The sequence below is a fragment of the Marivita sp. genome (assembly GCF_965656765.1).
In the GTDB taxonomy this organism is placed as follows: Bacteria; Pseudomonadota; Alphaproteobacteria; order Rhodobacterales; family Rhodobacteraceae; genus Marivita.
Genome location: NZ_CBFHLV010000049.1, coordinates 1 through 25,648, shown reverse-complemented (window position 1 = coordinate 25,648; position 25,648 = coordinate 1). Strand labels below are relative to the sequence as shown.

Below are 25,648 nucleotides of genomic sequence, written 5' to 3'. Positions count from 1 at the left end.
ATCGTATGGAGCCTTGCCAAAGGCCGTGCCGAGACTGCGAAAAACCCGTGGAACGAATACGCAGACACGCTGGAGTGGACCCTGCCCTCCCCACCGCCCGAGCACACGTTCGAGCAGCTTCCGAAGCGGGAAGACTGGGAAAAGACCCACGCGCACTAAGTTGAGTGTGATCTGAAACGAAAGGCCCCGGTGGACACGCTGGGGCCTTTTGCTGTGATACGTACCGTTGTTTGCGGGTAGGTTTTGCGGTACACTTTCCATGACAGGAGTATGCCCATGCCACGCAAGTCCACCAGTCTCAGCCTTGATGCAGATCTCATCGCCCGCGCCAAAAACGCAGGTGTGAATCTGTCCCGCGCTGCGGAAGCGGGGATTGAGGACGAAGTGCGGAAAACCGAAGCAGCACGGTGGGCGGAAGAAAACCGGGAGGCCATCGAGGCCTATAATCGACGTATAGAGCAAGACGGACTGCCGCTTGATGCCTATCGCAAATGGTAGCCATGGCACGACAATACGACGTGTATCAGACGGCCAATGACACGTATGTTCTGGTCCTGCAAAGCAACACCTTCGAGAGCCTCGCGACCCGGGTTGTCGCGCGGCTGGTGCCAGAGAACTGGCCCGAGCCGGCCTTGAAGCACCTTTCGCCAAAGCTCTCACTGGGGGATGTCACATTTCGATTGCAAAGCACCGAAATCGCCACTTTGACGAAGAAAGAGCTTGGCACATATATCGGCTCTGCCGCGTATCAGAGTGACGAAATCATCCGTGCTTGCGATCTTCTTCTGAACGGGTATTGAACCACCATGCCTTACACTTGGACCGACACGTCTCAGGACAATCAGGAGCTGCGCCTCTGGCCGCATCAATCGCTGCCCGCGCATGGGTTTGCAGCGACAATCCTAGGTATCTTTGCGCTGTCCACCATCCCGCTTTACGGGTTGATCGGGACAGTCCTGCTTTGGGGAATACTTCCCTTCATGCTGCTGGCGCTTGGCGCGATGTGGTACGCACTTCGGCGGAATGAGCAGGACTTACAGATCATCGAAGTTCTGACACTGACACCCGAGGATTTACACCTCACCAGGCAAAGCGTGAAGGGCGACGCGCAGGAATGGAGCTGCAACCCCTACTGGACGCAAGTGAACATGCACCACAAAGGCGGGCCAGTTCCGCACTATGTGACGCTGTCGGGCGCCGGAAGAGAGGTTGAGATTGGCGCGTTTCTGAGCGAAGACGAACGCAAAGAGCTATACGCAGAGCTGAGTGAAAAGGTTCGGCGCATCGCCACCCCCTGATCCGAGGCGTCATGGCCCAAGTTCCCGCCGTCCCGAAACTTACCCGCGCGCGGCATCTGTTGCGTACGCAAGTCCTTGGACAAACCGATCCGACCCCCGGCATGGTTGCGTCAGAAAAGGCAGCCATCGCCCTTCGTGCGGCGCATCTGGCCAAACGCCGAGCGCAGCAGGTGACGTTCCTACTGCCCTTGGTCGGGCCAGATCAGGTTGGCGATTGGTACGCAGTGATCGCCCGTCTGCGCACCACTCTGGATGGCTTAATCGCGCAAGACAATCCAAACTGGGCTGCGACCATTTGTTGTCAGGTGCGGCCTGATCTGCCTGATGATCCACGCATCACTTACCTCCCTTTCATCGATCCGACGCCGGGCAACGACAAATGGCGAAAGCTGCGGTTGTTGACCGAGGCACTGCCAGACCTCGCCGATCAGCCCAGCTATGTCATGACTTTTGATGCGGACGACCTGCTGCGGCAAGGCACGGTCGACGAAATGCTGGCACGGCAAGAAAGCGGCGGCTACTTGGTTCAAAGCGGACTTGTTAAGGATGTCTCGACGGGCGACATCGCTTTGGCAGATGTACGAAGCTTGGCCGCACCAATGCGCAAACCGTTTTGGAAACTGTGCGGCAGTTGTGCGGCGCTTTATCATGATCCCACAGAGCCAACTTCAACAGCCTTTCTGGCCGAGATGACGCAGCATGAGCACCGTATGTTCCCTTACCTGGCAACCCTAGCGGGCCAAACGCTAACCCCGCTTATGCGCCCATCAGTGCTTTACATGCTGAACCACGGCGAGAATTTCGGCGCGCGAAGGGGGCGTGTGGGATACAAAACCCGATTTGTACAGACCTACCGGATCAACGATTCCGAAACACTGGCCGAGATAAAACGCGGTTTCGCTTTGTGAACTAAGTGCGCAGCAACGCCTAGACTGTTGTTGCTACCGAAAACACCCCGCGCGACTGATCAGGCGTTAGACAACCGGTCTTTGACCATTGCGCCGACAGCACCAAAATCCATCTGGCCGGTATACTTGGCCTTGAGCGCACCCATGACGCGCCCCATGTCGCGGATCGACGATGCGCCAGTTTCCGCCACTGCTGCATCAACCGCGCCTGCCACTTCGTCATCCGACAATTTGCGCGGCAGGAATTCCTCGATCACGCCGATTTCGGACAGTTCTCGTTCAGCAAGATCAAGCCGCCCCCCCTCTTCGTAGGTTTTGGCTGTGTCCTTGCGCTGCTTGACCATTTTGCCAAGGATACCAAGAACTTCTTCGTCGCCGACCCCCTCTTCATTGCCCTCGCCGCGCAAAGCAATATCGCGGTCCTTGATGGCAGCGTTGATCAGTCGGAGCGTCGAGAGCCGTGCACTGTCCTTGTCGCGCATCGCCTGTTTGATAGACGTGTTGAGCCGGGTGCGAAGGTCCATGAATTCCTATCCCATGGTTGAACGAACGCGCACATTAAGCGAGGACACGCTTAGGCGCAAGCACCCAAGATTTCCGCCAACCCATTGAAATATATGGATATCACAATTTCAGACGTCCCTTGACCGCGAGCCGGCACAGCCGTAGGTTCCGCACGATTTTACCCTCTGCGGAGTCGCGCCATGCCCCAGCTTACAAATGACACACCGACCGCGTGTCTGGCCCTTGCCGATGGCACGATTTTCTACGGTCAGGGCTTTGGCGCAACCGGCACTTCGGTTGCGGAACTGTGTTTCAACACGGCAATGACCGGGTACCAAGAAATCATGACCGACCCTTCTTACGCGGGTCAGATCGTGACTTTTACCTTTCCGCATATCGGCAATGTCGGGGTGAACCCGGATGATGACGAAACCGCCGATCCAGTGGCAAATGGCATGGTTGTCAAATGGATGCCAACCCAGAGCTCGAATTGGCGCGCGGTTCAGGAACTAAGCGATTGGCTGGCGGCGCGCGGGCGCATCGCAATCGGCGGGATCGACACGCGCCGCCTGACACGGGCCATCCGGCAGCTAGGGGCACCTCATGTTGCGCTTGAACACAATCCAGACGGTAAATTTGATATTGCCGCGCTGGTCGAAAAGGCCCGTGCGTTTCCTGGTCTAGAGGGTTTGGATCTGGCCAAGGATGTCACCTGCGCGCAATCCTACCGCTGGGATGAAATGCGGTGGGCATGGCCCGAGGGCTATACGCGGCAGACTGATGCGAAACACAAGGTTGTCGCCATCGACTATGGCGCGAAACGCAATATTCTGCGGTGCCTGGCCAGCGCGGGTTGTGATGTGACAGTGCTTCCGGCCACGGCGACCGCGGAAGATGTGCTAGCGCAAAATCCTGACGGCGTGTTTCTGTCGAACGGCCCAGGCGACCCCGCGGCCACAGGCAAATACGCGGTGCCAATGATCCAGAGCATTTTGAAAAACACCGATCTGCCAATGTTCGGGATTTGCCTTGGCCACCAGATGCTTGCGCTGGCGCTGGGGGCAAAGACGGTGAAGATGAACCACGGCCACCACGGCGCGAACCACCCCGTCAAGGATACTGAAACCGGTAAAGTCGAGATCACGTCGATGAACCACGGATTTGCTGTCGACAGTCAGACGCTTCCAATCGGCGTGTTGGAAACCCATGTGTCGCTTTTTGACGGCTCGAATTGCGGGATTCGCATGGCAGACCGCCCGGTGTTTTCGGTTCAGCAACACCCCGAGGCAAGCCCCGGCCCACAGGACAGTTTTTACCTGTTCGAGCGTTTCGCGCAATCGATGGCGGAAAAGAAAACCGTCAAAGCCTAAGTGGCATTAACACGAGCTTAACAGTTTAACAGTTAGCTGACCCTCGGATTAGACCGAGGGCATGATGTCAGTCAGAACAAGAACACAGGCTGAACCAGCTTTTGTGCTGTCCCCATCGCGGCGGAACGCAGCCATTGACCGGACGAATGAACCGCAGGATGACCTGACACGTTCGATCCTGCGCAACGTACGTGAATTAGAGGCACGGCGCAGGCGCATCAACCCCGATACCCATCCTCCGGATACGGCTCTGGCCGATCTCTTACCACCCGAGTTTTGTCTGGAGCATCGCGTCCTTCCTTGGGGCGTCGTTGGAGAATCGATTCTGGTTGCCGCAGCGGCGGACCAGGAGCGCACGCAATTGCGCGACATGCTGGAACATCTGATTGGTCCGATCCTTTTTGCGGATGTATCCGAGGATGACCTGCTGCGGATCATCACAGAGCGGCACGGAGATTACCTTGCTGATCGCGCGGAAACGCTTGTGAAGTCCGACTATAGCTGTCGTGATATCAACAAGTTAACGATAAAGCGTGGGATTCTGGCATCTCTGTTTTTCGGGATCAGCCTTGCCTTGATCTTTTTCTTTCCAACCATGTTTTTTGCCGGAATCACCGCCGTTGCGGTGGCCAATCTGATCGTTTGTCAGGCCTTCAAAATCGCCGTCTTTTTTGCAGGCTACAAAAAGCCGCCTGGGACGCCGATAGATGTCCCTTTGGCCAACAAACCGGTGGTTAGTCTCATCGTCCCGCTTTTCCAGGAAGCGGCGATCGCCAACATCTTGGTCCAGCGCTTATCCCGGCTCAGCTATCCCAAATCCTTGCTGGACGTGGTGCTTGTTCTTGAAGCCAGTGACGACAAGACGAACGATATGATCAAGGCCACGTCGCTGCCTGCATGGATGCGGGTCGTAAGGGTGCCGAACGGAGAAATCCAGACAAAACCCCGGGCGCTGAACTATGCACTTGGGCACACTCGCGGCGACATTATCGGTATTCTGGATGCAGAAGACGCACCCGCAACCGATCAGATCGAACGCGTGGTTGAGGCATTTCATCTTGCCCCACCAGACGTGGCCTGTGTTCAGGGTATTCTGGATTTCTACAACACCAAATCGAACTGGCTATCCCGCTGTTTCACAATCGAATACGCCACATGGTTCCGTATCGTTCTGGCGGGGGCTGCACGGCTTGGATTTTCAATCCCGTTGGGAGGAACGACAGTCTACCTCAAACGAGCGGCGTTAACTCATGTCGGCGGATGGGACTCGCACAATGTCACCGAAGACGCCGATTTGGGTATCAGGCTCGCGCGGTTCGGGTACCGGACATTTCTCATCCCAACAGTCACCCGGGAAGAAGCCAACAATCGCGTCAAACCTTGGATCAAACAGCGATCCCGATGGCTCAAGGGCTATATCATCACCTATTTGGTGCATATGCGTCGTCCGTTTCGATTGATCCGAGAATTGGGCCTGCGCAAATTCCTTGGGTTCCAAGTATTTTTTTTGACAACCATCCTGCAATTCACGCTTGCCCCTGCACTTTGGTCGTTCTGGTTGGTGTGTTTCGGGGTTTCAACACCCTTTATGGAGATGTTTCCACCAACATGGACCGGGGGCCTTTTGGCCCTCTTTCTTATGACAGAGCTGGTATCACTGCTTATTGGATTTGTTGCGGTTGCACGGACGCCGCATCAAAACCTTATGCAATGGGTACCGATGATGTTCCTCTACTTCCCACTGGGAATCATCGCCGTATACAAGGCGTGGTCTGAACTCGTTTTCAAACCGTTCTATTGGGACAAAACCGAACACGGGCTGTCCGCGCCAGATGTGATCGGCGGGGATATCCATGAAACACTGCGGTGATGACATTTATTCCTTGGACATCGAATCCAGTTTGAGCCGCGTCACAAAGGCAACCGAGATATGATCGCGCAGCGCTTTGTAAGCAGCATCTTCATTGCGTTCGGTTACCGCATCAACAATTGCCTGATGTTCGGCAAGCGCAATTTCACCCCGCCCCTGGGCCGCCAGCGACGTGGTCGCCATAAGCGCCATGGACCGGTGCACAAGGTCAAGCTGCTGCACGAGAAACCGGTTGTGCGACGCAAGATGGATTTGCTTGTGAAACCGCCGATTCGCCCGGGCCAGTGCCGACGGATCGTCTAGCAGAGCGCGATCGTCATGAACCATATCCTGAAGGACTTTGACCTCTTCCTCGGTTGCATGTCGCGCAGCAAGCCGCGCGGCCAACCCTTCGAGTTCGGTGCGCACGACATAAAGCTCGGCCATCTGGTTATGATCCAGGGACGCCACGATCAATGACCGCCCATCCCGCGTGAGCAGTGATTGTGTCTCTAAACGCTGCAAAGCTTCGCGGATCGGTGTGCGCGACATGCCAAATCGTTCGGCCAGATCGCTTTCCACCAAACGGTCCCCTGGCCGGTACACCCCGACATCGATCGCTTCGAGGATCGACGAATACGCGTCCTTCTGGGGAGACTTCACATCTTTCATACTGAGGGGTCCTTGTAAAAACTTTACGCACGATAGCGCCGGTTCAACAAAAGACGCAAGTTGAGCCATTGCCGCGCCTGTCATCGCCCCCTAGGTTCCCGCACATGGTAAAGTCAGCTTTCAAAGATGTACGTCATTGGGTCTTTGACCTCGACAACACATTGTATTCGCCCGCCGTGCGTCTGTTCGATCAAATCGAAGTGCGCATGACCAAGTTTGTTATGGATGCGCTTGGCGTGGACAGAGACCGCGCGAACACCCTGCGTGTCGAATATTGGAAGACTTATGGCACCACCTTGGCCGGGCTGATGCGAGAACATGACGTTGATCCAGCACCTTATCTGCACGATGTGCATGACATCGACTTTACCGTTTTGTCCGAAGACCCGTATCTCGCGTCATTGATCTCTGGTCTGCCCGGTCGCAAAATTGTCTACACAAATGGCTCTGCCCCGTATGCGCGCAACGTTCTCAAGGCACGCGGGCTGGATGACATTTTTGATGCGGTTTACGGCGTGGAGCATGCGGATTTTCAGCCCAAACCGGAACGTAGCGCCTTTGAACGCGTATTTGGGCGTGATGGAACCGACACTAAGACCGCGGCGATGTTCGAAGATGACCCACGCAACCTTGCTGCTCCGCATGCGATGGGCATGCGCACAGTGCATGTTGCACCCGACGCGCTCGAGGCGGATCACATTCAGCACCACACATCTGATCTTACGGAATTTCTGGCGCGGCTCACCTGACAAAGTTCTTGCCGCATTGCGGCAATTTGGCAGTGTTTATGCGCGATCCGCTTCCTATCTCTTTCCGAGATTAAAGAGGAATCCCAGATGTCTATTTCCGAAGCAACGTCCATCCCCCGCCGCAGCGCCTTTTATTCTGTACCAGTCATAGGGTGGATCGCCCGAGACCTGAAAGAAGGCGGGCCGGATACAATCTACTATCTGCTCGTGGCAATCTTTACGATGCTGGTCTTGGCGGTGAAAACTTGGGGCGTTGTTGCGTTGACGATGACTGCTCTTGCGATGGTGCCTGTTGTCATGGTCTTGCTGATCCTGATCACCGTCGGCAAATAGGGCGGGCGCCCTGCCGCATCGCACCTACCGTCGGCCCAGGCTATTGTTCGATCAGACACGCTACGAAAGGCCACGCCATGACATATGACATCGTCGTATCAGGGGGCGGAATAGCCGGATTGGCAGCCGCTGCGGCGTTTGGTGCCGATGGTTATTCTGTTTTGTGCCTTGACCCGGCCCCGCCGATTACCGATCGCGACGCCGATGGGGCGGACCTGCGCACCACTGCGTTCTTGCAGCCAGCGCAGGCATTTTTAGACGAGATCGGTCTGTGGCCGCGATTGGCTGGGCACGCCATGCCGCTCCAGGTGATGCGCATTGTCGACGCGGGTGGCGAAGAGCCAAAAGCCCGCGTGACCAAAGAATTCAACGCCTCAGACATTTCGGACCTTCCGTTCGGGTGGAACCTGCCGAATTGGCTTTTGCGCCGGGAATTTGTGACTCATCTTGAGGAATTAGAAACCGTCACGTTCCGCGCAGGCATAGGGACAACATCACTCTTCACGCGAGAGGCCGAAGCGCGTGTTGGCCTGAGCGACAGCACCAAGGTACGTTGCAAGCTGGTAATCGCGGCGGACGGGCGCAATTCGCCAATGCGCAAAGCGGCCGGGATTGACGTGCAAACCACCCGCTTTGGCCAGAAAGCACTGGCCTTTGCGGTGACGCATCCGATCCCACACGACAATGTGTCGACTGAAATTCACCGGACAGGTGGACCGTTCACCTTTGTGCCGCTACCCGATCTGGATGGAAGGCCTTCGTCTGCGATTGTGTGGATGGAAGAAGGTCCAAACACCGAAGACCTGATGGCGCTGGACGCAGACGCATTCGAGGCCGCAATGACCACACGGTCGTGCAGCCTGTTTGGCCCACTAAAACTGGCCTCGCGCCGTACGATCTGGCCGATTATCAGTCAACACGCCGAACGTTTGAGCGGTGAGCGCATTGCGCTTGTGGCTGAAGCCGCGCATGTGGTGCCCCCGATTGGCGCACAGGGGCTTAATATGAGCCTCAAGGATTTGAGTGTTCTGCGAGATCTGGCGCGGCAAGCCGGTGACGATATCGGCAATCGCAAGATGCTGGATGCCTATCATCAAAAACGGATCGCGGACATTCGCACGCGGGTGACAGGCATTACGCTTTTGAACCGTACGTCGATGATCAGCGCCCAACCGCTGCGCGACATCCGTGCCAAAGGGCTTGATGCGCTTTATACGCTCAAGCCCGTGCGCAAGACGTTGATGCAGTTGGGTCTGGGTGCGCGCGGCACCTGAACATAACCCGTCAAAGAGCGTAAACAGGCTTTTCGAAGAGCCTGCGCGCCTTAAGCCGCCTGAAAGGTCAGGCTGACGCCGTTGATGCAGTGGCGTTTTCCGGTCGGCTGGGGACCATCGTCAAAGATGTGACCCAAATGGCTGCCACAGCGACGGCAATGACATTCGGTGCGTGTCATAAAGAGCGACCTATCTGACTTGGTTTCAATCGCGTTGCTTTGCGCTTGCCAAAAGCTGGGCCAACCTGTGCCGCTGTCATACTTGTGCTCGGACGCGTATAGCGCCAAATCACAACCTTTGCAGTGGAACATGCCATTGCGCTTTTCATCGTTCAGCGGCGATGAAAACGCACGCTCGGTGCCTTCTTCGCGCATAACACGGTATTCGAGCGAATTCAGCATCGCTTTCCATTCGGCTTCGGACCGCATGATTTCGAAATTGCCTTCGGCGGCGCCAATGCTTTTTGCCGTGGCGCCCAAACCAAGGGCTGCAGCTGCGGTTTGCAGGAAATGTCGTCTCAACATGGGATCCTCCTTTAATACGTATCTAAATGGTGCCCCGGCCTGCCAACACGCAAGGCCGGGGCACACACTTTTGCGCGATCTCATCGCCCATGCGTTGGGGATTGAGGGTTTACTGAGCCGGCAAAAGCACGCGGTCGATCACGTGGATCACACCGTTCGACTGACGCACATCCGCGATGGTGACGGTGGCCTCTCGGCCGTTCTCGTCCGTGAGTGTGATCTTCGATCCGTCCATCTTGGCCTGCAGCGAGCAGCCCCCGACAGTGGGTACCGCGTGCATCCCTCCGTCATCCGCGATCATGCCTGCGATGGCATCGGACATGACGTTTGCCGCAACGACGTGGCACGTCAGAATCTGCGTCAGTTGCGCCTTGGCTTCGGGCTGAAGCAGCGCGTTGAGCGAGTCGTCCGAGATGCGTCCAAACGCTGCATTAGTGGGTGCAAACACGGTAAACGGACCATCGCCCATCAGCGTGTCGACCAAATCAGCCGCTTTTACAGCCGCGACAAGCGTTGTGTGATCCGCCGAATTCAGCGCGTTTTCAACAATGTTCTTGTCCGGGAACATCGCCGCGCCGCCCACCATCGGGTTGTCGGTTCCGGAATGGCTTTCTGCGAATGCAGCGCCGGCAAAGGTTGTTGCGGCCACGGCGGCGGTGATCAGTGTCTTAAGTGTCATATCGTCCTCCAAATTTCCCGCCGGTTGTCCGTGCGGGTCGGAGGTAGACACGGGCGTCACATCGCCAATGTTTCAAAAATTAGGATCACATGATCATCACGACGACGTGAGCGGCCCAGCTGCGCGAACAGCCCCTGTAGGCGCACCGGTCGGCGATCCGCCGGGCGGTTCGTCAGAAATCGCCAAAAGAGCACCAGAAAGCTGGGCCAGTACTTCTTCGGGCAGGTCGATAATCGTGCTTCTCTCCGCGCTGAGCAGGCCCAAGGACACCGGCGCTGCGTCGCCCGCAATCAGCCAGAGCTCGAAGACGCGCCCTGCGGGCGGCTCTCCGGCAGCGCGGACCACCTGAACGGCGCCCAGTGTGGTGTCTAACGATGCATTCACAACCAGTCCGTCACCATCAGGTGTGGGTGCCAGTTCGGCAACCAAATCGGCATTCAGCGCGTCTTCGTCAAGTGTAACAACGCCGGTATTGACTGCTAGCCACAACACCAATGCTGCGGCCACACCGCCCAGCCCATAGGGCCATATCTGCTTCCAAAAAGACGGCTCATTCGGTTTGAAGAGCACCGTTTCAAGTCGTTTGCGCAATTGCGGTGAGGGGGCCACCTCGTCGACGTCTTCGTACAGGATCGTCGCAAAGTGTTCTTCCAAAGCAACCACTTCTGCTTGCAAATCGCGATCCTCTGCCAAGCGCGCCTCGAAATTACTTCGTTCGGCGTCAGGCAGCAATCCCAGCGCATATTCGGCGGCCAGAACGCGTCCGTCGTCATCTTCAGGACCGATGGGTGGAGTTGTTTGATCACTCATGGCTCAAACACTCCCGCAAGGCGATAAGGCTGCGCCGCAGCCACGTTCGGATGGTATTGAGGTTTACGCCAGTGGCTTCGGACAGATCAGCGTAGCTGTCACCTTCGAGATAGGCACGACGCACAAGATGCGCGCGAGCCCGCGGCAACTGATCAAGGCAATCGCGGATCTGGCGCGCCTCGGACGCTGCCACAGCTGACGCTTCGGGGCCCGGTTTGCTGTCTGGCATAAGATCCGCGGTTTCGATCGGGGCTGGTGGCAGTTTGAGCGCACGGCGACGGTCTACTGCCCGATTGCGGGTGATCGTGATGAGCCAAGTCATTGGGGAATACCCGTTGACCTTATAACTGTCGGCTTTGTTCCACACCGTCACGAACACGTCCTGCAATACCTCCTCGGCCTCTGCGCGGTCATTTAACACACGCAAACAGACGCCAAATAGTTTCGCGGAGGTCCTGTCATAGAGTTGGCTAAAGGCGGTACGGTCGCCCATTGCCACTCGGGCAATGAGGTTTTCCACCTCTTCTTGCGGCGTCATCAACGAATTCCCATGCCCTTTCCCTTGCTCCTCCCGCCATTATGTTGCACCACACAATCGCAAAACCCCAGCTGAGAAGGATGTCCGCAACATGGCCGACGGGACGATCGACATCAACGCCAAACCGACAGAAGAAATTTCCGCACGCGAGGTGTTTGGCATTGATACGGACATGATTGTCCATGGCTTTCCCGAGCGCACGGATCGTGTGCCCGACATCGACAGCACCTACAAGTTCGACCCTGACACGACGCTCGCGATCCTAGCAGGGTTCCGCAACAACCGTCGCGTGATGATCCAGGGCTATCACGGTACGGGTAAATCGACCCACATTGAACAGGTCGCCGCGCGGTTGAACTGGCCTGCTGTACGCGTCAACCTCGACAGCCATATCAGCCGGATCGACCTGATCGGCAAAGACGCGATCAAGCTGGTAGATGGCAAGCAGACAACGCAATTTCAGGAAGGCATTCTGCCTTGGGCGCTGCGAAACCCGACGGCGATCGTGTTCGACGAATACGATGCCGGCCGTGCCGATGTGATGTTCGTGATCCAACGGGTTCTGGAAACAGACGGCAAACTGACGCTGCTTGATCAGAACGAAGTGATCACCCCACACAAATATTTTCGTATCTTCGCGACGGCCAACACAGTGGGTCTGGGTGACACGACGGGACTTTATCACGGGACACAGCAGATCAACCAAGGCCAGATGGACCGTTGGTCGCTTGTCGCCACGTTGAACTATCTGTCAATCGACGCAGAAACCTCGATCGTTCTGTCCAAGGCGCCGCATTACAACACCGAAAAGGGCCGCAAGACGGTCCGCCAGATGGTGACTGTCGCTGACCTGTCGCGTGCCGCGTTTATGTCAGGTGACCTGTCCACAGTGATGAGCCCGCGGACGGTGATCGCCTGGGCGCAAAACGCCGAGATTTTCCGCGACGTGGGCTATGCGTTCCGAGTGTCGTTCCTCAATAAGTGCGACGAGCTTGAGCGCCAGACCGTGGCGGAATTCTATCAGCGCTGCTTTGACGAAGAACTGCCCGAAAGCGCCGCTTCGTTGAGCATCGGGTGATGGTTCTTCGGATCGGCTTTGCCGATCCAACTGGCTGGGGGCTCTGCCCGCCGGCTATCGGGCTTGCACCGATGGCCGGCGCCGGCAAACCCCATGAGATATTTGGGAAGCGAAGAAGCAGGGGCGTCCTCGTATGAGCAAACCAACTGACAACCCCGCCGATCCGTTCAAGAAGGCGCTGGCCGAGGCCACCAAAGTAATGGCCCGCGATCCAGAATTGACGGTCAGCTATTCGGTCGATCCCTCGGGAATCTCGGGCGATGCGATGCGCCTGCCACAAATCAGCCGTCGCCTGACCCGCGATGAGGTGATGCTGGCGCGGGGCACTGCTGACGCAATGGCGATGTACCGCCGCTATCACGACGCAGGCACCCATGCGCGCTATGCACCGCAGGGGGATCTTGCACGCGAGCTTTATGAAACGATGGAGACCGCGCGTTGCGAAGCCATGGGCGCACGCGACATGCCCGGCACGGCTGGCAACATCGACGCCAAAATAGGCCATGAAGCGCTGCGGCGAGGTTATGACCAGATCAAGGAAGCCTCTGAAGCGTCCTTGTCCGAGGCTGCGGGTTATCTTGTGCGCCATCTCGCCACCGGGCGCGATCTTCCCGAAGGCGCCCAGAACGTTATGGAGCTGTGGCGTGGGTTTATCGAGAATCAAGCAGGTGGGACACTTGAAAACCTTGAAGATGTGCTGAGCGATCAAGCCGCCTTTGCCCGTTTCACCCGCGCTGTGATCACTGATCTAGGGTATGGCGATCAGTTGGGGGATGATCCAGACGAGCTTGATGACGAAGCCGAAGATCAGGCCGAAGAGGGCAGCGACGACGAGCAGGATCCCGACAGCACCGGCCAAGACGACGATCAGGACGAAGACGCCGAAGCGAGCCCTGAGTCGAGCCAGGATGAAACGCAAGACCCCAGTCAGGCCCAGGTCTCGATGGACGAAATGGCCGACCAGGAGATGAGCGACGAAGCCGAGATGCCCGAGGGCGAAGCGCCTCTTGAGCCGCCGCCACCTGCCCCGATTTCCGAAGCAGACCCTGATTATAAAGTCTTCGACGGAACGCATGACGAAGAGATCCTTGCCGAGGACTTGGCCGAACCGGTCGAGCTTGAGCGTCTGCGCGCTTATCTTGATCAGCAACTTGAACCGCTAAAAGGTGCGGTGAGTCGCTTGGCCAACAAACTGCAGCGTCGTCTTCAGGCACAGCAGAACCGGTCATGGGAATTTGATCTGGAAGAGGGTATTCTGGATGCTGGACGTCTGGCGCGTGTTGTGGCGAACCCAACCACGCCGCTGTCCTTTAAGGTCGAAAAAGACACTGAATTCCGGGACACTGTGGTGACGCTGCTTTTGGACAATTCCGGCTCTATGCGGGGACGGCCGATTTCAATCGCAGCGATCTGCGCCGACGTTTTGGCCCGCACGCTAGAGCGGTGTTCCGTAAAGGTCGAAATTCTTGGATTTACCACCCGCGCGTGGAAAGGTGGACAGGCCCGCGAAAAGTGGCTGAACGAGGGGCGCGAACAACAGCCCGGTCGTTTGAACGATCTGCGACACATCATTTACAAAGGTGCGGATGCACCATGGCGGCGGACTCGGTCAAACCTTGGGCTGATGATGAAAGAGGGTCTGCTGAAGGAAAACATCGACGGTGAGGCACTGGAATGGGCACATCGCCGGATGTTGCACCGCTCTGAGGCGCGCAAGATCCTGATGGTGATTTCGGATGGTGCCCCGGTCGATGACAGCACACTGTCGGTGAACCCGGCAAATTACCTAGAAAAACACCTGCGCGATGTGATCGCGATGGTCGAGCGTCGCCGTCAGGTCGAATTGCTTGCAATTGGTATCGGGCACGACGTGACGCGGTATTATGAACGCGCGGTAACGATCACGGATGTGGAACAACTAGCTGGCGCCATGACCGAGCAATTGGCGTCGCTGTTCGACAGCGACCCGCGGGCACGCGCCCGTTTGATGGGCATTAAGCGCGCGAGTTGATCCAATCGGACCAGCGTGGCCGGTCCGGCAGGCGCAGCCCTACGGGCTGCGTTTTTGCATATTTGGAAAAAGAAGAATGCGGGAAAGCGCGTGGCCTGTGGCCTTACAAGGGGTTGCCTCTTGGGTCGTTTCCGGGTTCGCATAGGCCACACGATAGAAAGTCCGCGCTATGTTTCAGACCTTTTCCGAACCCGCCTCTCCCGACCAAGGGCCACCCCGTCTGGCTGCTTTGCGCGCAGTAATGACACGCGAAGGGTTGGATGGGTTCATTATTCCACGCGCCGATGCGCATCAGGGCGAATACGTGGCCGAACGGGACAGTCGATTGGCGTGGTTAACCGGCTTCACCGGGTCCGCTGGGTTCTGTGTGGTGTTGCAGGACAAGGCAGGCGTGTTTGTCGATGGCCGTTACCGCGTCCAAGTGGGCTCGCAGGTCGCAGATGTGTTCACACCAGTGCATTGGCCAGAGGTGACTTTGGGCGACTGGATTGCCGAAAATGCCCCACGGGGCGGCGTTGTCGGGTTTGATCCATGGCTGCACACGGTGACACAGATGCGTGACCTTGAAAGCAGTGCTGGAGACGTCACGCTACGCCGGACTCATAATCTGGTGGATCTGATTTGGGAGGATCAACCACCACCGCCCGCCAGCGCTGCATTTGTGCAGCCGGTTGAGCTGACAGGCGAGAAGCATGACGACAAGATCGCCCGCCTTGCAAACACGCTGGGTCCTGCGACATGCGCCGTGCTCACCCTGCCAGACAGCATATGCTGGCTTTTGAACATTCGCGGGGACGACCTGCCCCGAACGCCGTTTGTGCATGGTTTTGCTATTTTGCACGCGACCGGCGACGTGACGTTCTTTGTCAACCCGTCCAAGATCGAGGACATCAAAGACCATCTCGGTCCAAAGGTTCGCATTGAATCGGTTGAGGCGTTTTTGCAGGTATTGTCAGTGCTGGATGGGCCTGCCCGCATCGATCCAGCAAGTTGTCCTGTGATTGTTGCCGACACGCTCCGCGACGCGGGGACCCAGATCATTGAAGCGCAAGACCCCTGCGCCTTGCCCAAAGCATGCAAGATCGGGGCCGAACTGGACGGCGCACGCGCGGCCCATTTGCGCGACGGGGCGGCGATGGCCCGATTCTTGTGCTGGCTAGACCAGCAACCCGTCGGCAGCCTGACTGAGATCGACGTGGTCAAACATCTTGAGGAGCAGCGCGCCGCGACCAATGCGCTGCGCGATATCAGTTTCGACACGATCTCGGGCGCTGGTCCCAACGGGGCTATCGTGCACTACCGCGTGACTGAAAACACCAACCGAAAGGTCGACCAAGGCCTGCTACTGGTCGACAGCGGCGGGCAATACGTGGACGGGACCACCGATGTGACCCGCACCATTGCAATTGGTGAAGGGGGCGCTGAGGAACGACGCGCCTTTACGCTTGTTCTAAAGGGGATGATCGCAATCTCTAACCTTCGCTGGCCCAAAGGGCTCGCCGGGCGCGATATGGATGCCTTGGCACGGGCGGCGCTTTGGGAGCACGGGTTGGATTATGGCCACGGCACTGGGCATGGAGTTGGTTCGTACCTGAGTGTTCATGAAGGCCCGCAGCGCCTGGCGCGCAGTGGAACCGTGCCTTTCATGCCGGGGATGATCCTGTCAAACGAGCCGGGCTTTTACAAAGAAGGTGCGTTCGGCATACGGATCGAGAACCTGATTGTCGTCGAGACCGCCCCTAGGCTGCCTGATCAGACAGTGCCCGAGATGTACCGTTTTGAGACGCTGACCTACGTGCCGATCGACACGCGATTGATTGATACCAGCCTTTTGACCGAAACCGAACGCACTTGGCTGAACGCCTATCATGCCGAAGTTCTGGTACGGATTGGGCCATTGGTCGAAGGCGATGTTTCAACTTGGCTGACCCAGGCCTGCGCGCCAATCTGACCATAAACATTTACATTCACCCGCTAACCCCGGTACATCGCACTCAAAAGGGATGGATCATGCAAAAACACATTACAGTCAGACCTGCAGAGGGAACTTGGGTTGTGCGTGCCGGTGGTGCCGTGATTGGAGAAAGTGCCAATGCGCTTGAAGTAACAGAGGGCGATCTGCCCTTCGTGATCTACTTTCCTCGATCCGATGTGGCGATGGCGTTTTTGGACACGTCGGATCACAAGACAACTTGTCCGCACAAGGGTGAGGCCAGCTATTTCGACATCGTGTCGAAAAGCAAAACCTACACCAATGCAGTCTGGAGCTATGAGACCCCCAACGCGGACGTAGCCGAGATCAAGGACCATCTGGCGTTCTATGTTCAAGAGGGTGTGCAGGTCGAGCAGGTTTAATCCTGCGCTTTAGCTATGCTCTTCTTCGGCTGTTGCCGCCAATGCGCGGTTATACGCCTTTAGCGCATCAACATGGAACAATGCGCCCTGCAACACTGGCGCGTCGTCCGGCCCTTCGAGTTTGACCACGGGCAGAAACGCCACGCCGGATTTGTCGAATAACGGCAAGGCCGTTTCCAGTGTCGCTTGCGCTTGAACGTATAGCCCCTGTTCAATCATGGTCAGACACGCCTCCTCGTCGGCGGCGTTGCTGTCAGTTGGTTTGCGCATCACGCCTTGTACCCGGAACATCGCCAAGAGATACGCTTGCGGCCCGGCGGCCAAATGCACGTTGCGGCGCTCCAATTGAGTCAGGAAGAAAGACCGATCCACGAGGCGGGCAGAGACGGCGGTGGACATTGACACCGACACCATAACCGCCAGTCCGGTCTGCCAGTCACCGGTCAGTTCGAACACGATCAGCGTTGTTGAGATCGGCGCGCCCAACACAGCGGCAGCAACAGCGCCCATGCCGGCAAGGGCGTAGAGCGTTGCGGTACCGGATTGCTCGGGGAACAGACCCGTTGCGATCAGGCCAAAAGCCAACCCAGTCAATGCCCCAAGCATCAGTGAGGGCGAGAAGACGCCTCCCCCCATGCGCCCGCCCATTGTTATGGCCACTGCCACCACCTTTAGCATCGCAAAGACCACCGCCTCGTGCCACAAGAGCGCTCCGGTCAACGCCCGCGACGTGGTTTCATACCCAACACCGATGATGTGCGGGAACCAGATCGCCAGCGCGCCCAGCATGACGCCTGCCACTGCCGGTCGCAGTAGGTGCGGCAGCCTCATGCGCCGTTGGAATCGTGCCCCCACATCATCCGCCAGAAACACGGCCCGCATCATGACAACAGCCACCAGGCCGCAGATCAGACCAAGGATAAAGAACGCCGGCAGTTCGAGGTAAAACTCCACTGTGGTCGTGCCCGGCAATTTGAATTCCGTCACATCGCCAAAGACCAAACGGTTGATCACCGTGCCGGCCGCACTTGCCACCACGATGGGGGCAAAAGCGTGGACCGCAAAATGGCGCAGAATGACTTCGAGCGCGAACAAGGCCCCTGCGATGGGTGCGTTAAAGCTGGCCGATACTGCCGCCGCAACGGCACAGCCCAACAGGTCGCGCCCGGTGATGCCGTCTGCGCGGATCGTGTTCGAAACCCAAGACGACAGCATCGCTGCGATATGCACAACAGGGCCTTCCCGCCCGGTGCTTCCACCCGTGGACAGCGTGATCCAAGAACAGATGGCCGATGCGATCCCAGCTTTTTTTTCGACGCGCCCATCATTTAGGGCAGCGCCTTCAATCACATCGGCGACTGACCGGACACGCCCGTCCGGGGTGAAGTAGTGAACGATGATGCCAACGACCAAGCCACCTATTGTCGGGATGGCCAAAAGCATCCACCAGGGCAAGCCCTCTGCATAGCTGTGGATCGTGGTAACGCTGGGTGTCCCATAGACTGTGGTCTGCAAAAAGGTGATCGCCAGACGAAAAAGCGTGGCCGCCAATCCTGCCGCGACTCCAATCAGCAAAGCAATCAGCCAGAACTGGAATTGAGACGGCCCTTTATGACGCAGCAAATCCCAGCCGCGCGCGAACTGTCTCTTCATTGCCTGCAATTGACCTTGCAAAGCCGGCGCCATGCCAAGCGGTCCTTTCGGAGAAGGCGGTGAACGCCAAAAGTCTACTGGTTTTCAAGGGTTATCGAATGCGCCTGCGGTGTCCACCCCTTGCAGGATCAAACTCTGTGACGATCGGTGTCAGGACACACCTGCAAGCGTCATCAGACGGGCCTCGGCCTTTTGTGCACGATCCGTCATCACGCTGTCGGTTAGTGGACCAAGCGCACCTGTGGCGCGGCGGATTTGCAGATCTCCGACCAGTAGATCGACATACAGCGTCGCCAGATCAACTGGATGACCTGTCAGTACTTTGTTGTCAGTAAGGCGCTTAAAAAGATCGACAATCAGCGGAAAAACTTTACCACGGCCCTGCTCGGCCAACACCTTGCCCAATGTACCGGTGGCATCCGAAGCTGCCGCTTGGTTCAAGGCCACGGCGCGGTCGCTAAGCAGCATGGCCAACAGATTTGGGCCTAGATCGGTCAATGCAGATTTCGGATCGGTCGCATCGGTCAGCCGGTCTGTCAGACGGTCTGCGACGCGATCCGCATTGGTTTCGATCAAAGCCTGAAACAAACCGACCTTATCCCCATACCATCGGTAGAGCGTTTCGTTCGATGCCTTGGCTGCCTTTGCGACGGCCAACATCGACATGTTTTGAAAGCCTTTTTCCGCAAGAAGATCATAAGCTGCTGCTTCGATCTGCGCCTTTCGCTGCGCCTTTGCGTCGTCCCGCATGTCATCACCGCGTAAAATTCCGTCTTGACTAAAATCCGTAACACAATGTACGGAAACGTAAAGACGTACACTTAATTACGGAAATGCAAAAAGGACTTAGATATGACTCCTCTTCCAACCGCCTATTCACGGCCAGAGCCGACCATATCGGACTGGAGCTTGTTGGCCGCCCGCTTGTCGGGGCTTGCCGCTCTGATCTTTAGCGGCGCGATTTTCGGGTTCTTCTATGCTTGGATTTGTTCGACCATGTGGGGCTTGGATGCGACCGACCCGCGCGTCGCCATACAAGCGATGCAGGCCATGAACACATCAGTCCGCAACGCGGTTTTCGCGCCTGCTTTCTTTGGAACTCCGTTTGTGCTGTGGCTCGCCGCACTGCTGGCGTGGAGATGTGACCGGTCTTCTGTTGCACTGGCATTTGCGACCGGTGGGCTTGTCTATGCTGTTGGTGGCATGATCCTGACCATGTCGGTCAACGTACCCATGAACGAAGCTTTGGGTAACCTGATTGTTCCAACCGACAAAGACGCAGCACACGCGATCTGGGATGCCTACTCTGGCAAATGGCAGGTCTATAACGTCACGCGGACAGTGTTCAGTGGTATAACACTTGCTTTGGCCGGGTACGGAATGATGCGACTTTAACCTGTTAACAGGGCCCGTGCAGCGGCGCGGGCCTCGGGTGTGATCGTATCCCCTGACAGCATGCGCGCGATTTCCGCTTCGCGCGCAGTCGTATCCAAAGGCACCACAGTTGATGTAGTCTGCTCGTTGGCCACGCGTTTTTCCACCCGCCAGTGATGCCCGCCAAGCGCTGCGACTTGCGGAGAATGGGTGACCACCAAGACCTGACCGCCATCGGCCAAAGCCGCCAGACGACGCCCGACAGCATCTGCGGTCGCGCCACCGACACCCCTGTCGATCTCGTCAAAGATCATTGTCAAACCAGCATCGCGCTGCTCGGACAAGCACACCTTCAGGGCCAGCAAGAACCGGCTGAGTTCGCCGCCCGATGCAATTTTGCCAATTGGTCCCGCCGGAGCGCCGGGATTTGTGGCTACGGTGAACGCGACCGCATCGCTGCCTTCCGGCCCTGCAGGCGCGTCTGACAGGTCTGTCACAAAAACCGCACGGTCCATTTTGAGCGGCGCAAGTTCATCACATACGGCTTTATCAAGATGTTTCGCGGATTTGGTGCGGCTGTCGCGCAAAGTCGTCGCCGCAGATTGGTAAGTCTGCTCCGCGCTGCGCAAGTCCGCTTGCAATCCCGCCAACCGGTCAGCGCCCTGATCAAGGGCCGTCAACCGATCCCGCAGATTGTCGGCCAGTCCGGGTAGGTCATCTGGTGCAACGCTGTGTTTGCGCGCCAGTGCGCGCAAGGCGAACAAGCGTTCTTCAGTCACCTCAAGCTCGTGTGGGTCGAATTCCAGCGCATCCAGACAAGCCGACACGCCGCGCGCCGCATCATCCAGCTCGGCCATCGCCCGCGCCAACGCGCCAAGCGGTTCATCCAGTTTGCCTTCTGCCGCCTCGCTTACACCTTCGAGCCAGCGCAACGCATCCGACATCGCGCCTTCAGCGCCGTCCTGCCCCATCACCTGTCCCGCCCGCACAATGTCTTCACGGATGCGCTCAGAGGCTTGCATCATCCGCCGCCGAGCATCGAGATCGGCATCTTCGCCCGTTTCGGGGGCCAGTTTGTCCAACTCATCCACGGAATGGCGCAGGAATTCTTCTTCGGCCTGTGCAGCAGCGTAGGACGCCTCGGCGTCAGCCAGTGCCTTGCGGGTCTTTGACAACGTGCTCCACGCAGCTCGGACATCAGCCAAGAGTTTTGTATGCCCGGCGAATTGGTCCAGCAATGCACGGTGGCCCTTGGGATTCAGCAAACCGCGATCATCGTGTTGGCCGTGCAATTCAACCAACGTGTCCGACAATGCCCGCAACATCTCTCCCGTTACCCGTCGGTCATTGACCCAGCCCGTCTTGCGCCCATCGGACGTGTTCACACGGCGCAGAATCAATTCGTCCGCATCCTCGAACCCCGCTTCGGACAGGACATTATGAGCGGGATGGCTTTTTGGCAGATCGAACACAGCGGTCACTTCGCCCTGCTCTGCCCCGCTGCGCACCAATTCGGCACGCCCGCGCCATCCCAGAACAAACCCCAGGGAATCAAGCAGGATTGACTTGCCCGCCCCGGTTTCGCCGGTCAGCACGTTCAGACCAGGCTGGAACTCCAGCTCAAGCCGGTCGATGATCAGCATATCTCTTATTTCAAGCGCGCGCAGCATTCTGTGCAATCGGGTGCGTGGTCAGACGCACCGCCCCCCGATCAAAGCCACTGACCTTTGACCATCTGGCGATAGATTTGCCGCAGCCAATTGTCTCCGGTCGCTTTCAATTCCAAACCACGACCAGTCAAAAGTTTGAAGCTGTCCTCGTACCAATCCGTGGACTGATAATTATAACCCAGGATCGCGCCAGCAGTCTGCGCCTCATCAGTGAGCCCTAGCGAAAGATACGACTCGACCAGACGATGCAAAGCTTCGGCTGTGTGGGTCGTGGTCTGGAAATCCTCGACCACAGACCGGAAACGGTTGATCGCGGCCGCGTAATGATCGCGCCGCAGGTAATAACGCCCGATCTCCATTTCCTTAGCCGCAAGGTGGTCATAGGCCAGGTCGAATTTCAGCACCGACGACCGCGCGTATTCGCTATCCGGGTAACGTTCGATCACTGTGCGGAGGGCTTGCAACGCCTGAAAGGTCAACCCCTGATCGCGGCCCACATCTTCGATCTGGTCGTAGTAGCTGAGTGCCAGAAGATACTGGGCATAAGCCGCGTCTTCGTCAGTGGGATAAAAGTCGATGTAGCGCTGTGCTGCGGACCGGCTGTTTGCATAGTCCGCGTTCTGGTGGTGCGCATAAGCCTGCATGATCACCGCGCGCTTTGCCAATTCCGAGTAGGGGTAAAGCCGTTCGACTTCGGAAAAGTAGAACGCCGCATCCTCAGGATCGCTGCGGTCCAGTTCAAATTCACCACGCTCAAAGATCTGTTCGGCTGTGAAATTCTCGATCGGCACGCCACCGGGACCAAATCCCGGGCGTTCGCCATCGCCGCACGCCGTCAGCGCCACTGCCAAGAGCCCCGCTCCGATCACAGCTCTTGCGTATCTGCCCGCTGCCATGCCCGTCACCTTCGTTTCACCGCCGTGGCTATATGTGCCACTTGTCTGCCTTCGGTCCTAGCACATTAAATCAGAAGGCAAAACGCCTTTAGGCACTCTTGCGATCGAGCATAGGTCCGACGGGATATTCAAGTCCGACCTTGGACTCAATTCAATGCATTATGCAACTGCTGGGATCTCGTGCGCTTCGACACCTGCGCCGGGAAGACGGGCAGCCAAGTCAGTATCGCAATCACGAATGCGATAGCCATCCGGCGTCGCGAAAAGTTCGCGCAGAAGCATGTTGGTCAAGGTGTGCCCTGCCTTGTGGCCTTCATAATGCCCAAGCAATGGCGCGCCTGCGAGGGCGAGGTCCCCCAGCGCATCAAGCATCTTGTGGCGCACGGCCTCATTTGTGTGCCGCAGGCCACCCGGGCTGAGGACGGTGTCCCCATCGACAACAACCGCATTGTCCATCGTGCCGCCAAGCGCCTTACCAACCGCGCGCATCGCTTCGACATCCGCTGCGCGGCAGAAAGTGCGGCTGTCACACAGTTCACGGACAAAAGCCCCATTGGCGAGGTTCAAAGACTTGCTCTGCTTGCCAATGGCCTTGTCTTCAAAATCAATGTGGAAATCCATTGTCAGGCCATTTGCTGGCCCAAGCCGCGCCCAGCCTTGTGCAGTATGTACTTCAACCGTGCTCAGAACCTCGATCACACGGATCGGAGCAGACAAGCGTTTGACCCCTGCTGACAGGATACTGCGCACGAAGGGGGCCGCGCTTCCATCCATGACCGGCACTTCAGGGCCGTCGATCCGGATCAACGCATTGTGCACGCCACAACCAGCAAGTGCTGCCATCACGTGCTCGATGGTCGACACCGACACGCCGGACTGGTTCACGATCATTGTACACAGGGGGGATTGTTCAGCATGGTCGAAAAGTGCGGGCACATGTGCATTGCCCAAACGGATGTCCGACCGTTCAAATACGATCCCATGATCAGCAGGCGCCGGGCAGATCGACATCGCCACCGGGAGGCCGGTGTGCAGGCCGATGCCCGTGAAACGAACAGTGGATTGAACGGATGTTTGCAAAAGACCCTCGACAAAATACGCGCACACCCCCAATGCGGCGTTTCGAGATGGGTGATACTCTCTGACCTTTCTCGCCTCAAATCAAAGATTGTAACGGGTTGAAACACGTGCCGGAAACGGATCGGCGGCTTTTCGCCATGCCAGACAAGACTCTGAATTAAAACGGAAAACGCCCCCAAAATTGGGGGCGCTTTGCAGGCGATTAATCGCAGATTTAGTTAGCTTGACGCCGCAGGAAGGCCGGAATTTCGATCTTTTCCTGATCTTCATCAGCTTCTGGAGCCGGTGCATGGGCCGGTGCTGCACCACTGGATTGAACCGGTGGTTGCGATGTACGACGGACCGGCGTTTCGGCGGGCTGGTTATGCCCCGTCATCCGGTTGATCAGCGAGTTGATACCGAAACGGGGGCGTTCGCTGTCTGCCGGTTCCTGCCCGGTCTGCATGTTCGGGCGTGCGCCCGGTGCAGGGCGCGCACGCGATGCAGCGGCTTGCAAACGGGCCAAAGCTTCGGCGCTGGGTGTACCCGGAGCTGGGGCACGCGGTGCCACAAACTGCTCAGGATCCGCTTCGATGCTGTCTTCGCGCGGATTGAACTCTGCAACCTGCGGACGATACGCGGGCGGCGGAAGGCCATCATCTTCGGCAACTTCCTGCGGTTCGGGCGCTTGCTCGAACACCGGTTCCATTTGTTCTTGAGCAACTTCGCGTTCGGTATCCATCGCGCCAAATAGCGACGGCTCTTCTGTTGTACGCGCGGCAACCTGTTCGGGCATCGGCTCTGATTGTTCCGCAGCGTGTTGCGCATCTTCGACCCGAGTGGTCTGGGTCAACGGCGTGGCCAGCGACCGACGCGGGACCGGCACTTCGTTATGAACGTCAACAGCGTCAATGCCGGTTGCAACAACACTGACGCGCATCATGCCCTGCATGCTGTCATCCAGCGTGGAGCCAACAATGATGTTTGCGTCTGTATCGACTTCTTCGCGGATACGGTTCGCCGCTTCGTCGAGTTCGAACAGCGTAAGGTCGTGGCCACCAGTGATGTTGATAAGAACACCCTTCGCGCCGCGCAGGCTGATTTCGTCCAGAAGCGGATTCGCGATGGCCTTCTCGGCCGCCTGAATGGCGCGATCTTCACCCTCGGCTTCGCCTGTGCCCATCATTGCTTTGCCCATCTCGTCCATCACGGCACGAACATCAGCAAAGTCGAGATTGATCAAACCCGGACGGACCATCAGGTCAGTGACGCCCTTCACACCTTGGTAAAGCACGTCATCCGCCATGCTGAACGCTTCGGTGAAGGTGGTCTTTTCGTTCGCCAGACGGAACAGGTTCTGGTTCGGAATGATAATCAGCGTATCCACAACCTTTTGGAGCGCCTCTACGCCCTCCTCGGCCTGCTTCATCCGCTTATTGCCTTCGAATTGGAACGGCTTGGTCACAACGCCAACTGTCAGGACACCCAATTCCCGAGCGGCCTGAGCGATGATAGGCGCGGCACCTGTCCCAGTGCCCCCACCCATACCAGCGGTGATAAAGCACATGTGTGCACCGGCCAGATGATCGACGATCTGTTCAATGCTTTCTTCAGCGGCAGACGCCCCGACTGTCGCGCGGGCGCCAGCGCCCAAACCTTCAGTGACCTTGACCCCAAGCTGTATGCGGCTTTCCGAGCGGCTCTGCTGGAGCGCTTGCGCGTCTGTGTTGGCAACCACGAAATCGACGCCCTCAAGGGACTTGTCGATCATGTTGTTCACCGCGTTGCCACCCGCGCCACCAACACCGAACACGGTGATGCGGGGTTTCAATTCTTCCTGTCCGGGCACCGAAAGGTTCAAAGTCATGTGTCTGTCCGCCTGCTATCTCAGCCCCTGTTGGGACGTTTTTTGCACCTATTCCTACAATTATTACCGGGCATTCGCCCAAAGGTCACGTAAAAACCGTAATTTAGCACCAAATGTGCTGTTTGTCGCAAGGTCGTATGCGGGATTTTGCCGATTGCTCAACATCTTGCGTTCACC

At 57.5% G+C, this 25,648-nt stretch carries 26 protein-coding genes; 14 read left to right on the top strand and 12 right to left on the bottom strand.

The genetic code is table 11. From position 1 onward, the window contains the following. The first annotated feature begins 276 nt into the window (after positions 1-276). Genes ACTG4M_RS12890 through ACTG4M_RS12875 form a run of 4 tightly spaced genes read left to right on the top strand, consistent with a single transcriptional unit; the run spans position 277 to position 2,206 of the window. Positions 277-498: a type II toxin-antitoxin system CcdA family antitoxin gene (locus ACTG4M_RS12890; RefSeq protein ID WP_439124075.1), complete on the top strand. Its 222-nt coding sequence runs from the start codon at positions 277-279 to the stop codon at positions 496-498. A gap of 2 nt (positions 499-500) precedes the next feature. After that, the gene (locus tag ACTG4M_RS12885; protein ID WP_439124074.1) at positions 501-800 is read left to right on the top strand and encodes a CcdB family protein; all 300 of its coding nucleotides are present in this window, start codon (positions 501-503) and stop codon (positions 798-800) included. A gap of 6 nt (positions 801-806) precedes the next feature. Then, complete coding sequence (locus ACTG4M_RS12880; protein ID WP_439124073.1) at positions 807-1,298, top strand: DUF2244 domain-containing protein; 492 nt, start codon at positions 807-809, stop codon at positions 1,296-1,298. Positions 1,299-1,309: 11 nt separating this feature from the next. After that, positions 1,310-2,206 carry a hypothetical protein gene (locus ACTG4M_RS12875; protein WP_439124072.1) on the top strand — a complete coding sequence of 299 codons (897 nt, stop codon included), beginning with the start codon at positions 1,310-1,312 and terminating at the stop codon, positions 2,204-2,206. A gap of 59 nt (positions 2,207-2,265) precedes the next feature. On the opposite strand, the gene ACTG4M_RS12870 is transcribed toward ACTG4M_RS12875, so the two are convergent. Next, positions 2,266-2,730 (bottom strand): GatB/YqeY domain-containing protein, encoded by a 465-nt coding sequence (locus ACTG4M_RS12870; RefSeq protein ID WP_439124071.1) that lies wholly within the window; start codon positions 2,728-2,730, stop codon positions 2,266-2,268. 180 nt (positions 2,731-2,910) lie between these two features. On the opposite strand from ACTG4M_RS12870, the gene carA reads away from it, so the two are divergent. Beyond that, on the top strand, positions 2,911-4,080 hold the full coding sequence (gene carA / locus ACTG4M_RS12865; protein WP_439124070.1) for a glutamine-hydrolyzing carbamoyl-phosphate synthase small subunit: 1,170 nt from the start codon (positions 2,911-2,913) through the stop codon (positions 4,078-4,080). Positions 4,081-4,144: 64 nt separating this feature from the next. Continuing rightward, on the top strand, positions 4,145-5,950 hold the full coding sequence (locus ACTG4M_RS12860; RefSeq protein WP_439124069.1) for a glycosyltransferase: 1,806 nt from the start codon (positions 4,145-4,147) through the stop codon (positions 5,948-5,950). A 6-nt stretch (positions 5,951-5,956) separates the two neighbouring features. Here ACTG4M_RS12860 and ACTG4M_RS12855 read toward each other — a convergent pair whose 3' ends face one another. Continuing rightward, positions 5,957-6,601, bottom strand: coding sequence for a GntR family transcriptional regulator (locus ACTG4M_RS12855; RefSeq protein WP_439124068.1), 645 nt, complete (start codon positions 6,599-6,601; stop codon positions 5,957-5,959). 104 nt (positions 6,602-6,705) lie between these two features. On the opposite strand from ACTG4M_RS12855, the gene ACTG4M_RS12850 reads away from it, so the two are divergent. The 3 genes from ACTG4M_RS12850 (at position 6,706) to ACTG4M_RS12840 (ending at position 8,957) form a co-directional block, all read left to right on the top strand. Then, positions 6,706-7,350 (top strand): pyrimidine 5'-nucleotidase, encoded by a 645-nt coding sequence (locus ACTG4M_RS12850; RefSeq protein ID WP_439124067.1) that lies wholly within the window; start codon positions 6,706-6,708, stop codon positions 7,348-7,350. A gap of 87 nt (positions 7,351-7,437) precedes the next feature. After that, complete coding sequence (locus ACTG4M_RS12845; protein ID WP_439124066.1) at positions 7,438-7,683, top strand: hypothetical protein; 246 nt, start codon at positions 7,438-7,440, stop codon at positions 7,681-7,683. A gap of 77 nt (positions 7,684-7,760) precedes the next feature. Further along, a complete protein-coding gene (locus ACTG4M_RS12840; protein ID WP_439124065.1) occupies positions 7,761-8,957 on the top strand; it encodes a UbiH/UbiF family hydroxylase in 1,197 nt (398 codons plus the stop codon). Positions 8,958-9,007: 50 nt separating this feature from the next. On the opposite strand, the gene msrB is transcribed toward ACTG4M_RS12840, so the two are convergent. From msrB to ACTG4M_RS12820, 4 genes are all read right to left on the bottom strand, one after another. Further along, positions 9,008-9,481, bottom strand: a complete 474-nt coding sequence (gene msrB, locus ACTG4M_RS12835; RefSeq protein ID WP_439124064.1) for a peptide-methionine (R)-S-oxide reductase MsrB — start codon at positions 9,479-9,481, stop codon at positions 9,008-9,010. 109 nt (positions 9,482-9,590) lie between these two features. Next, positions 9,591-10,160 (bottom strand): fasciclin domain-containing protein, encoded by a 570-nt coding sequence (locus ACTG4M_RS12830; protein WP_439124063.1) that lies wholly within the window; start codon positions 10,158-10,160, stop codon positions 9,591-9,593. 96 nt (positions 10,161-10,256) lie between these two features. Continuing rightward, the gene (locus ACTG4M_RS12825; protein WP_439124062.1) at positions 10,257-10,970 is read right to left on the bottom strand and encodes an anti-sigma factor; all 714 of its coding nucleotides are present in this window, start codon (positions 10,968-10,970) and stop codon (positions 10,257-10,259) included. Continuing rightward, positions 10,963-11,508: a sigma-70 family RNA polymerase sigma factor gene (locus ACTG4M_RS12820; RefSeq protein ID WP_439124061.1), complete on the bottom strand. Its 546-nt coding sequence runs from the start codon at positions 11,506-11,508 to the stop codon at positions 10,963-10,965. Before ACTG4M_RS12820 ends, ACTG4M_RS12825 begins: the two co-directional genes overlap by 8 nt. A gap of 91 nt (positions 11,509-11,599) precedes the next feature. Here ACTG4M_RS12820 and cobS point away from each other — a divergent pair, with 91 nt between their 5' ends. The 4 genes from cobS (at position 11,600) to ACTG4M_RS12800 (ending at position 16,952) form a co-directional block, all read left to right on the top strand. Beyond that, positions 11,600-12,586, top strand: coding sequence for a cobaltochelatase subunit CobS (gene cobS / locus ACTG4M_RS12815; protein ID WP_439124060.1), 987 nt, complete (start codon positions 11,600-11,602; stop codon positions 12,584-12,586). A 133-nt stretch (positions 12,587-12,719) separates the two neighbouring features. Then, complete coding sequence (cobT, locus tag ACTG4M_RS12810) at positions 12,720-14,597, top strand: cobaltochelatase subunit CobT (RefSeq protein WP_439124059.1); 1,878 nt, start codon at positions 12,720-12,722, stop codon at positions 14,595-14,597. 169 nt (positions 14,598-14,766) lie between these two features. After that, the gene (locus ACTG4M_RS12805; protein ID WP_439124058.1) at positions 14,767-16,548 is read left to right on the top strand and encodes an aminopeptidase P family protein; all 1,782 of its coding nucleotides are present in this window, start codon (positions 14,767-14,769) and stop codon (positions 16,546-16,548) included. Positions 16,549-16,607: 59 nt separating this feature from the next. Next, entirely contained in the window at positions 16,608-16,952 is a 345-nt protein-coding gene (locus tag ACTG4M_RS12800) for a DUF427 domain-containing protein (RefSeq protein WP_439124057.1), read from the top strand. 9 nt (positions 16,953-16,961) lie between these two features. Here ACTG4M_RS12800 and ACTG4M_RS12795 read toward each other — a convergent pair whose 3' ends face one another. Together ACTG4M_RS12795 and ACTG4M_RS12790 are read right to left on the bottom strand one after the other, a co-directional pair. Further along, complete coding sequence (locus tag ACTG4M_RS12795) at positions 16,962-18,605, bottom strand: chloride channel protein (protein WP_439124056.1); 1,644 nt, start codon at positions 18,603-18,605, stop codon at positions 16,962-16,964. Between the two features lie 150 nt (positions 18,606-18,755). Next, positions 18,756-19,355, bottom strand: a complete 600-nt coding sequence (locus tag ACTG4M_RS12790) for a TetR/AcrR family transcriptional regulator (protein ID WP_439124055.1) — start codon at positions 19,353-19,355, stop codon at positions 18,756-18,758. 102 nt (positions 19,356-19,457) lie between these two features. Between ACTG4M_RS12790 and ACTG4M_RS12785 the strand changes: the two genes are divergently transcribed. Beyond that, complete coding sequence (locus tag ACTG4M_RS12785) at positions 19,458-20,000, top strand: anthrone oxygenase family protein (protein WP_439124054.1); 543 nt, start codon at positions 19,458-19,460, stop codon at positions 19,998-20,000. Here the strand turns inward: ACTG4M_RS12785 and recN are convergent. The 4 genes from recN to ftsZ form a co-directional block, all read right to left on the bottom strand. After that, positions 19,997-21,649: a DNA repair protein RecN gene (gene recN, locus ACTG4M_RS12780; RefSeq protein ID WP_439124076.1), complete on the bottom strand. Its 1,653-nt coding sequence runs from the start codon at positions 21,647-21,649 to the stop codon at positions 19,997-19,999. The two genes, ACTG4M_RS12785 and recN, sit on opposite strands and share 4 nt — an antisense overlap. Positions 21,650-21,690: 41 nt before the next feature. Next, positions 21,691-22,545, bottom strand: coding sequence for an outer membrane protein assembly factor BamD (locus tag ACTG4M_RS12775; RefSeq protein ID WP_439124053.1), 855 nt, complete (start codon positions 22,543-22,545; stop codon positions 21,691-21,693). 159 nt (positions 22,546-22,704) lie between these two features. After that, the gene (lpxC, locus tag ACTG4M_RS12770; RefSeq protein ID WP_439124052.1) at positions 22,705-23,625 is read right to left on the bottom strand and encodes a UDP-3-O-acyl-N-acetylglucosamine deacetylase; all 921 of its coding nucleotides are present in this window, start codon (positions 23,623-23,625) and stop codon (positions 22,705-22,707) included. A gap of 214 nt (positions 23,626-23,839) precedes the next feature. After that, positions 23,840-25,471, bottom strand: a complete 1,632-nt coding sequence (ftsZ, locus tag ACTG4M_RS12765; protein ID WP_439124051.1) for a cell division protein FtsZ — start codon at positions 25,469-25,471, stop codon at positions 23,840-23,842. Positions 25,472-25,648: the final 177 nt, after the last annotated feature.

Bases quoted from the DNA above. Each gene is read 5' to 3' on its own strand.
- ACTG4M_RS12890 (WP_439124075.1), top strand. From the start codon at position 277: ATGCCACGCAAGTCCACCAGTCTCAGCCTTGATGCAGATCTCATCGCC.
- ACTG4M_RS12885 (WP_439124074.1), top strand. From the start codon at position 501: ATGGCACGACAATACGACGTGTATCAGACGGCCAATGACACGTATGTT.
- ACTG4M_RS12880 (WP_439124073.1), top strand. From the start codon at position 807: ATGCCTTACACTTGGACCGACACGTCTCAGGACAATCAGGAGCTGCGC.
- ACTG4M_RS12875 (WP_439124072.1), top strand. From the start codon at position 1,310: ATGGCCCAAGTTCCCGCCGTCCCGAAACTTACCCGCGCGCGGCATCTG.
- ACTG4M_RS12870 (WP_439124071.1), bottom strand. From the start codon at position 2,730: ATGGACCTTCGCACCCGGCTCAACACGTCTATCAAACAGGCGATGCGC.
- carA (WP_439124070.1), top strand. From the start codon at position 2,911: ATGCCCCAGCTTACAAATGACACACCGACCGCGTGTCTGGCCCTTGCC.
- ACTG4M_RS12860 (WP_439124069.1), top strand. From the start codon at position 4,145: ATGTCAGTCAGAACAAGAACACAGGCTGAACCAGCTTTTGTGCTGTCC.
- ACTG4M_RS12855 (WP_439124068.1), bottom strand. From the start codon at position 6,601: ATGAAAGATGTGAAGTCTCCCCAGAAGGACGCGTATTCGTCGATCCTC.
- ACTG4M_RS12850 (WP_439124067.1), top strand. From the start codon at position 6,706: ATGGTAAAGTCAGCTTTCAAAGATGTACGTCATTGGGTCTTTGACCTC.
- ACTG4M_RS12845 (WP_439124066.1), top strand. From the start codon at position 7,438: ATGTCTATTTCCGAAGCAACGTCCATCCCCCGCCGCAGCGCCTTTTAT.
- ACTG4M_RS12840 (WP_439124065.1), top strand. From the start codon at position 7,761: ATGACATATGACATCGTCGTATCAGGGGGCGGAATAGCCGGATTGGCA.
- msrB (WP_439124064.1), bottom strand. From the start codon at position 9,481: ATGTTGAGACGACATTTCCTGCAAACCGCAGCTGCAGCCCTTGGTTTG.
- ACTG4M_RS12830 (WP_439124063.1), bottom strand. From the start codon at position 10,160: ATGACACTTAAGACACTGATCACCGCCGCCGTGGCCGCAACAACCTTT.
- ACTG4M_RS12825 (WP_439124062.1), bottom strand. From the start codon at position 10,970: ATGAGTGATCAAACAACTCCACCCATCGGTCCTGAAGATGACGACGGA.
- ACTG4M_RS12820 (WP_439124061.1), bottom strand. From the start codon at position 11,508: ATGACGCCGCAAGAAGAGGTGGAAAACCTCATTGCCCGAGTGGCAATG.
- cobS (WP_439124060.1), top strand. From the start codon at position 11,600: ATGGCCGACGGGACGATCGACATCAACGCCAAACCGACAGAAGAAATT.
- cobT (WP_439124059.1), top strand. From the start codon at position 12,720: ATGAGCAAACCAACTGACAACCCCGCCGATCCGTTCAAGAAGGCGCTG.
- ACTG4M_RS12805 (WP_439124058.1), top strand. From the start codon at position 14,767: ATGTTTCAGACCTTTTCCGAACCCGCCTCTCCCGACCAAGGGCCACCC.
- ACTG4M_RS12800 (WP_439124057.1), top strand. From the start codon at position 16,608: ATGCAAAAACACATTACAGTCAGACCTGCAGAGGGAACTTGGGTTGTG.
- ACTG4M_RS12795 (WP_439124056.1), bottom strand. From the start codon at position 18,605: ATGAAGAGACAGTTCGCGCGCGGCTGGGATTTGCTGCGTCATAAAGGG.
- ACTG4M_RS12790 (WP_439124055.1), bottom strand. From the start codon at position 19,355: ATGCGGGACGACGCAAAGGCGCAGCGAAAGGCGCAGATCGAAGCAGCA.
- ACTG4M_RS12785 (WP_439124054.1), top strand. From the start codon at position 19,458: ATGACTCCTCTTCCAACCGCCTATTCACGGCCAGAGCCGACCATATCG.
- recN (WP_439124076.1), bottom strand. From the start codon at position 21,649: ATGCTGCGCGCGCTTGAAATAAGAGATATGCTGATCATCGACCGGCTT.
- ACTG4M_RS12775 (WP_439124053.1), bottom strand. From the start codon at position 22,545: ATGGCAGCGGGCAGATACGCAAGAGCTGTGATCGGAGCGGGGCTCTTG.
- ftsZ (WP_439124051.1), bottom strand. From the start codon at position 25,471: ATGACTTTGAACCTTTCGGTGCCCGGACAGGAAGAATTGAAACCCCGC.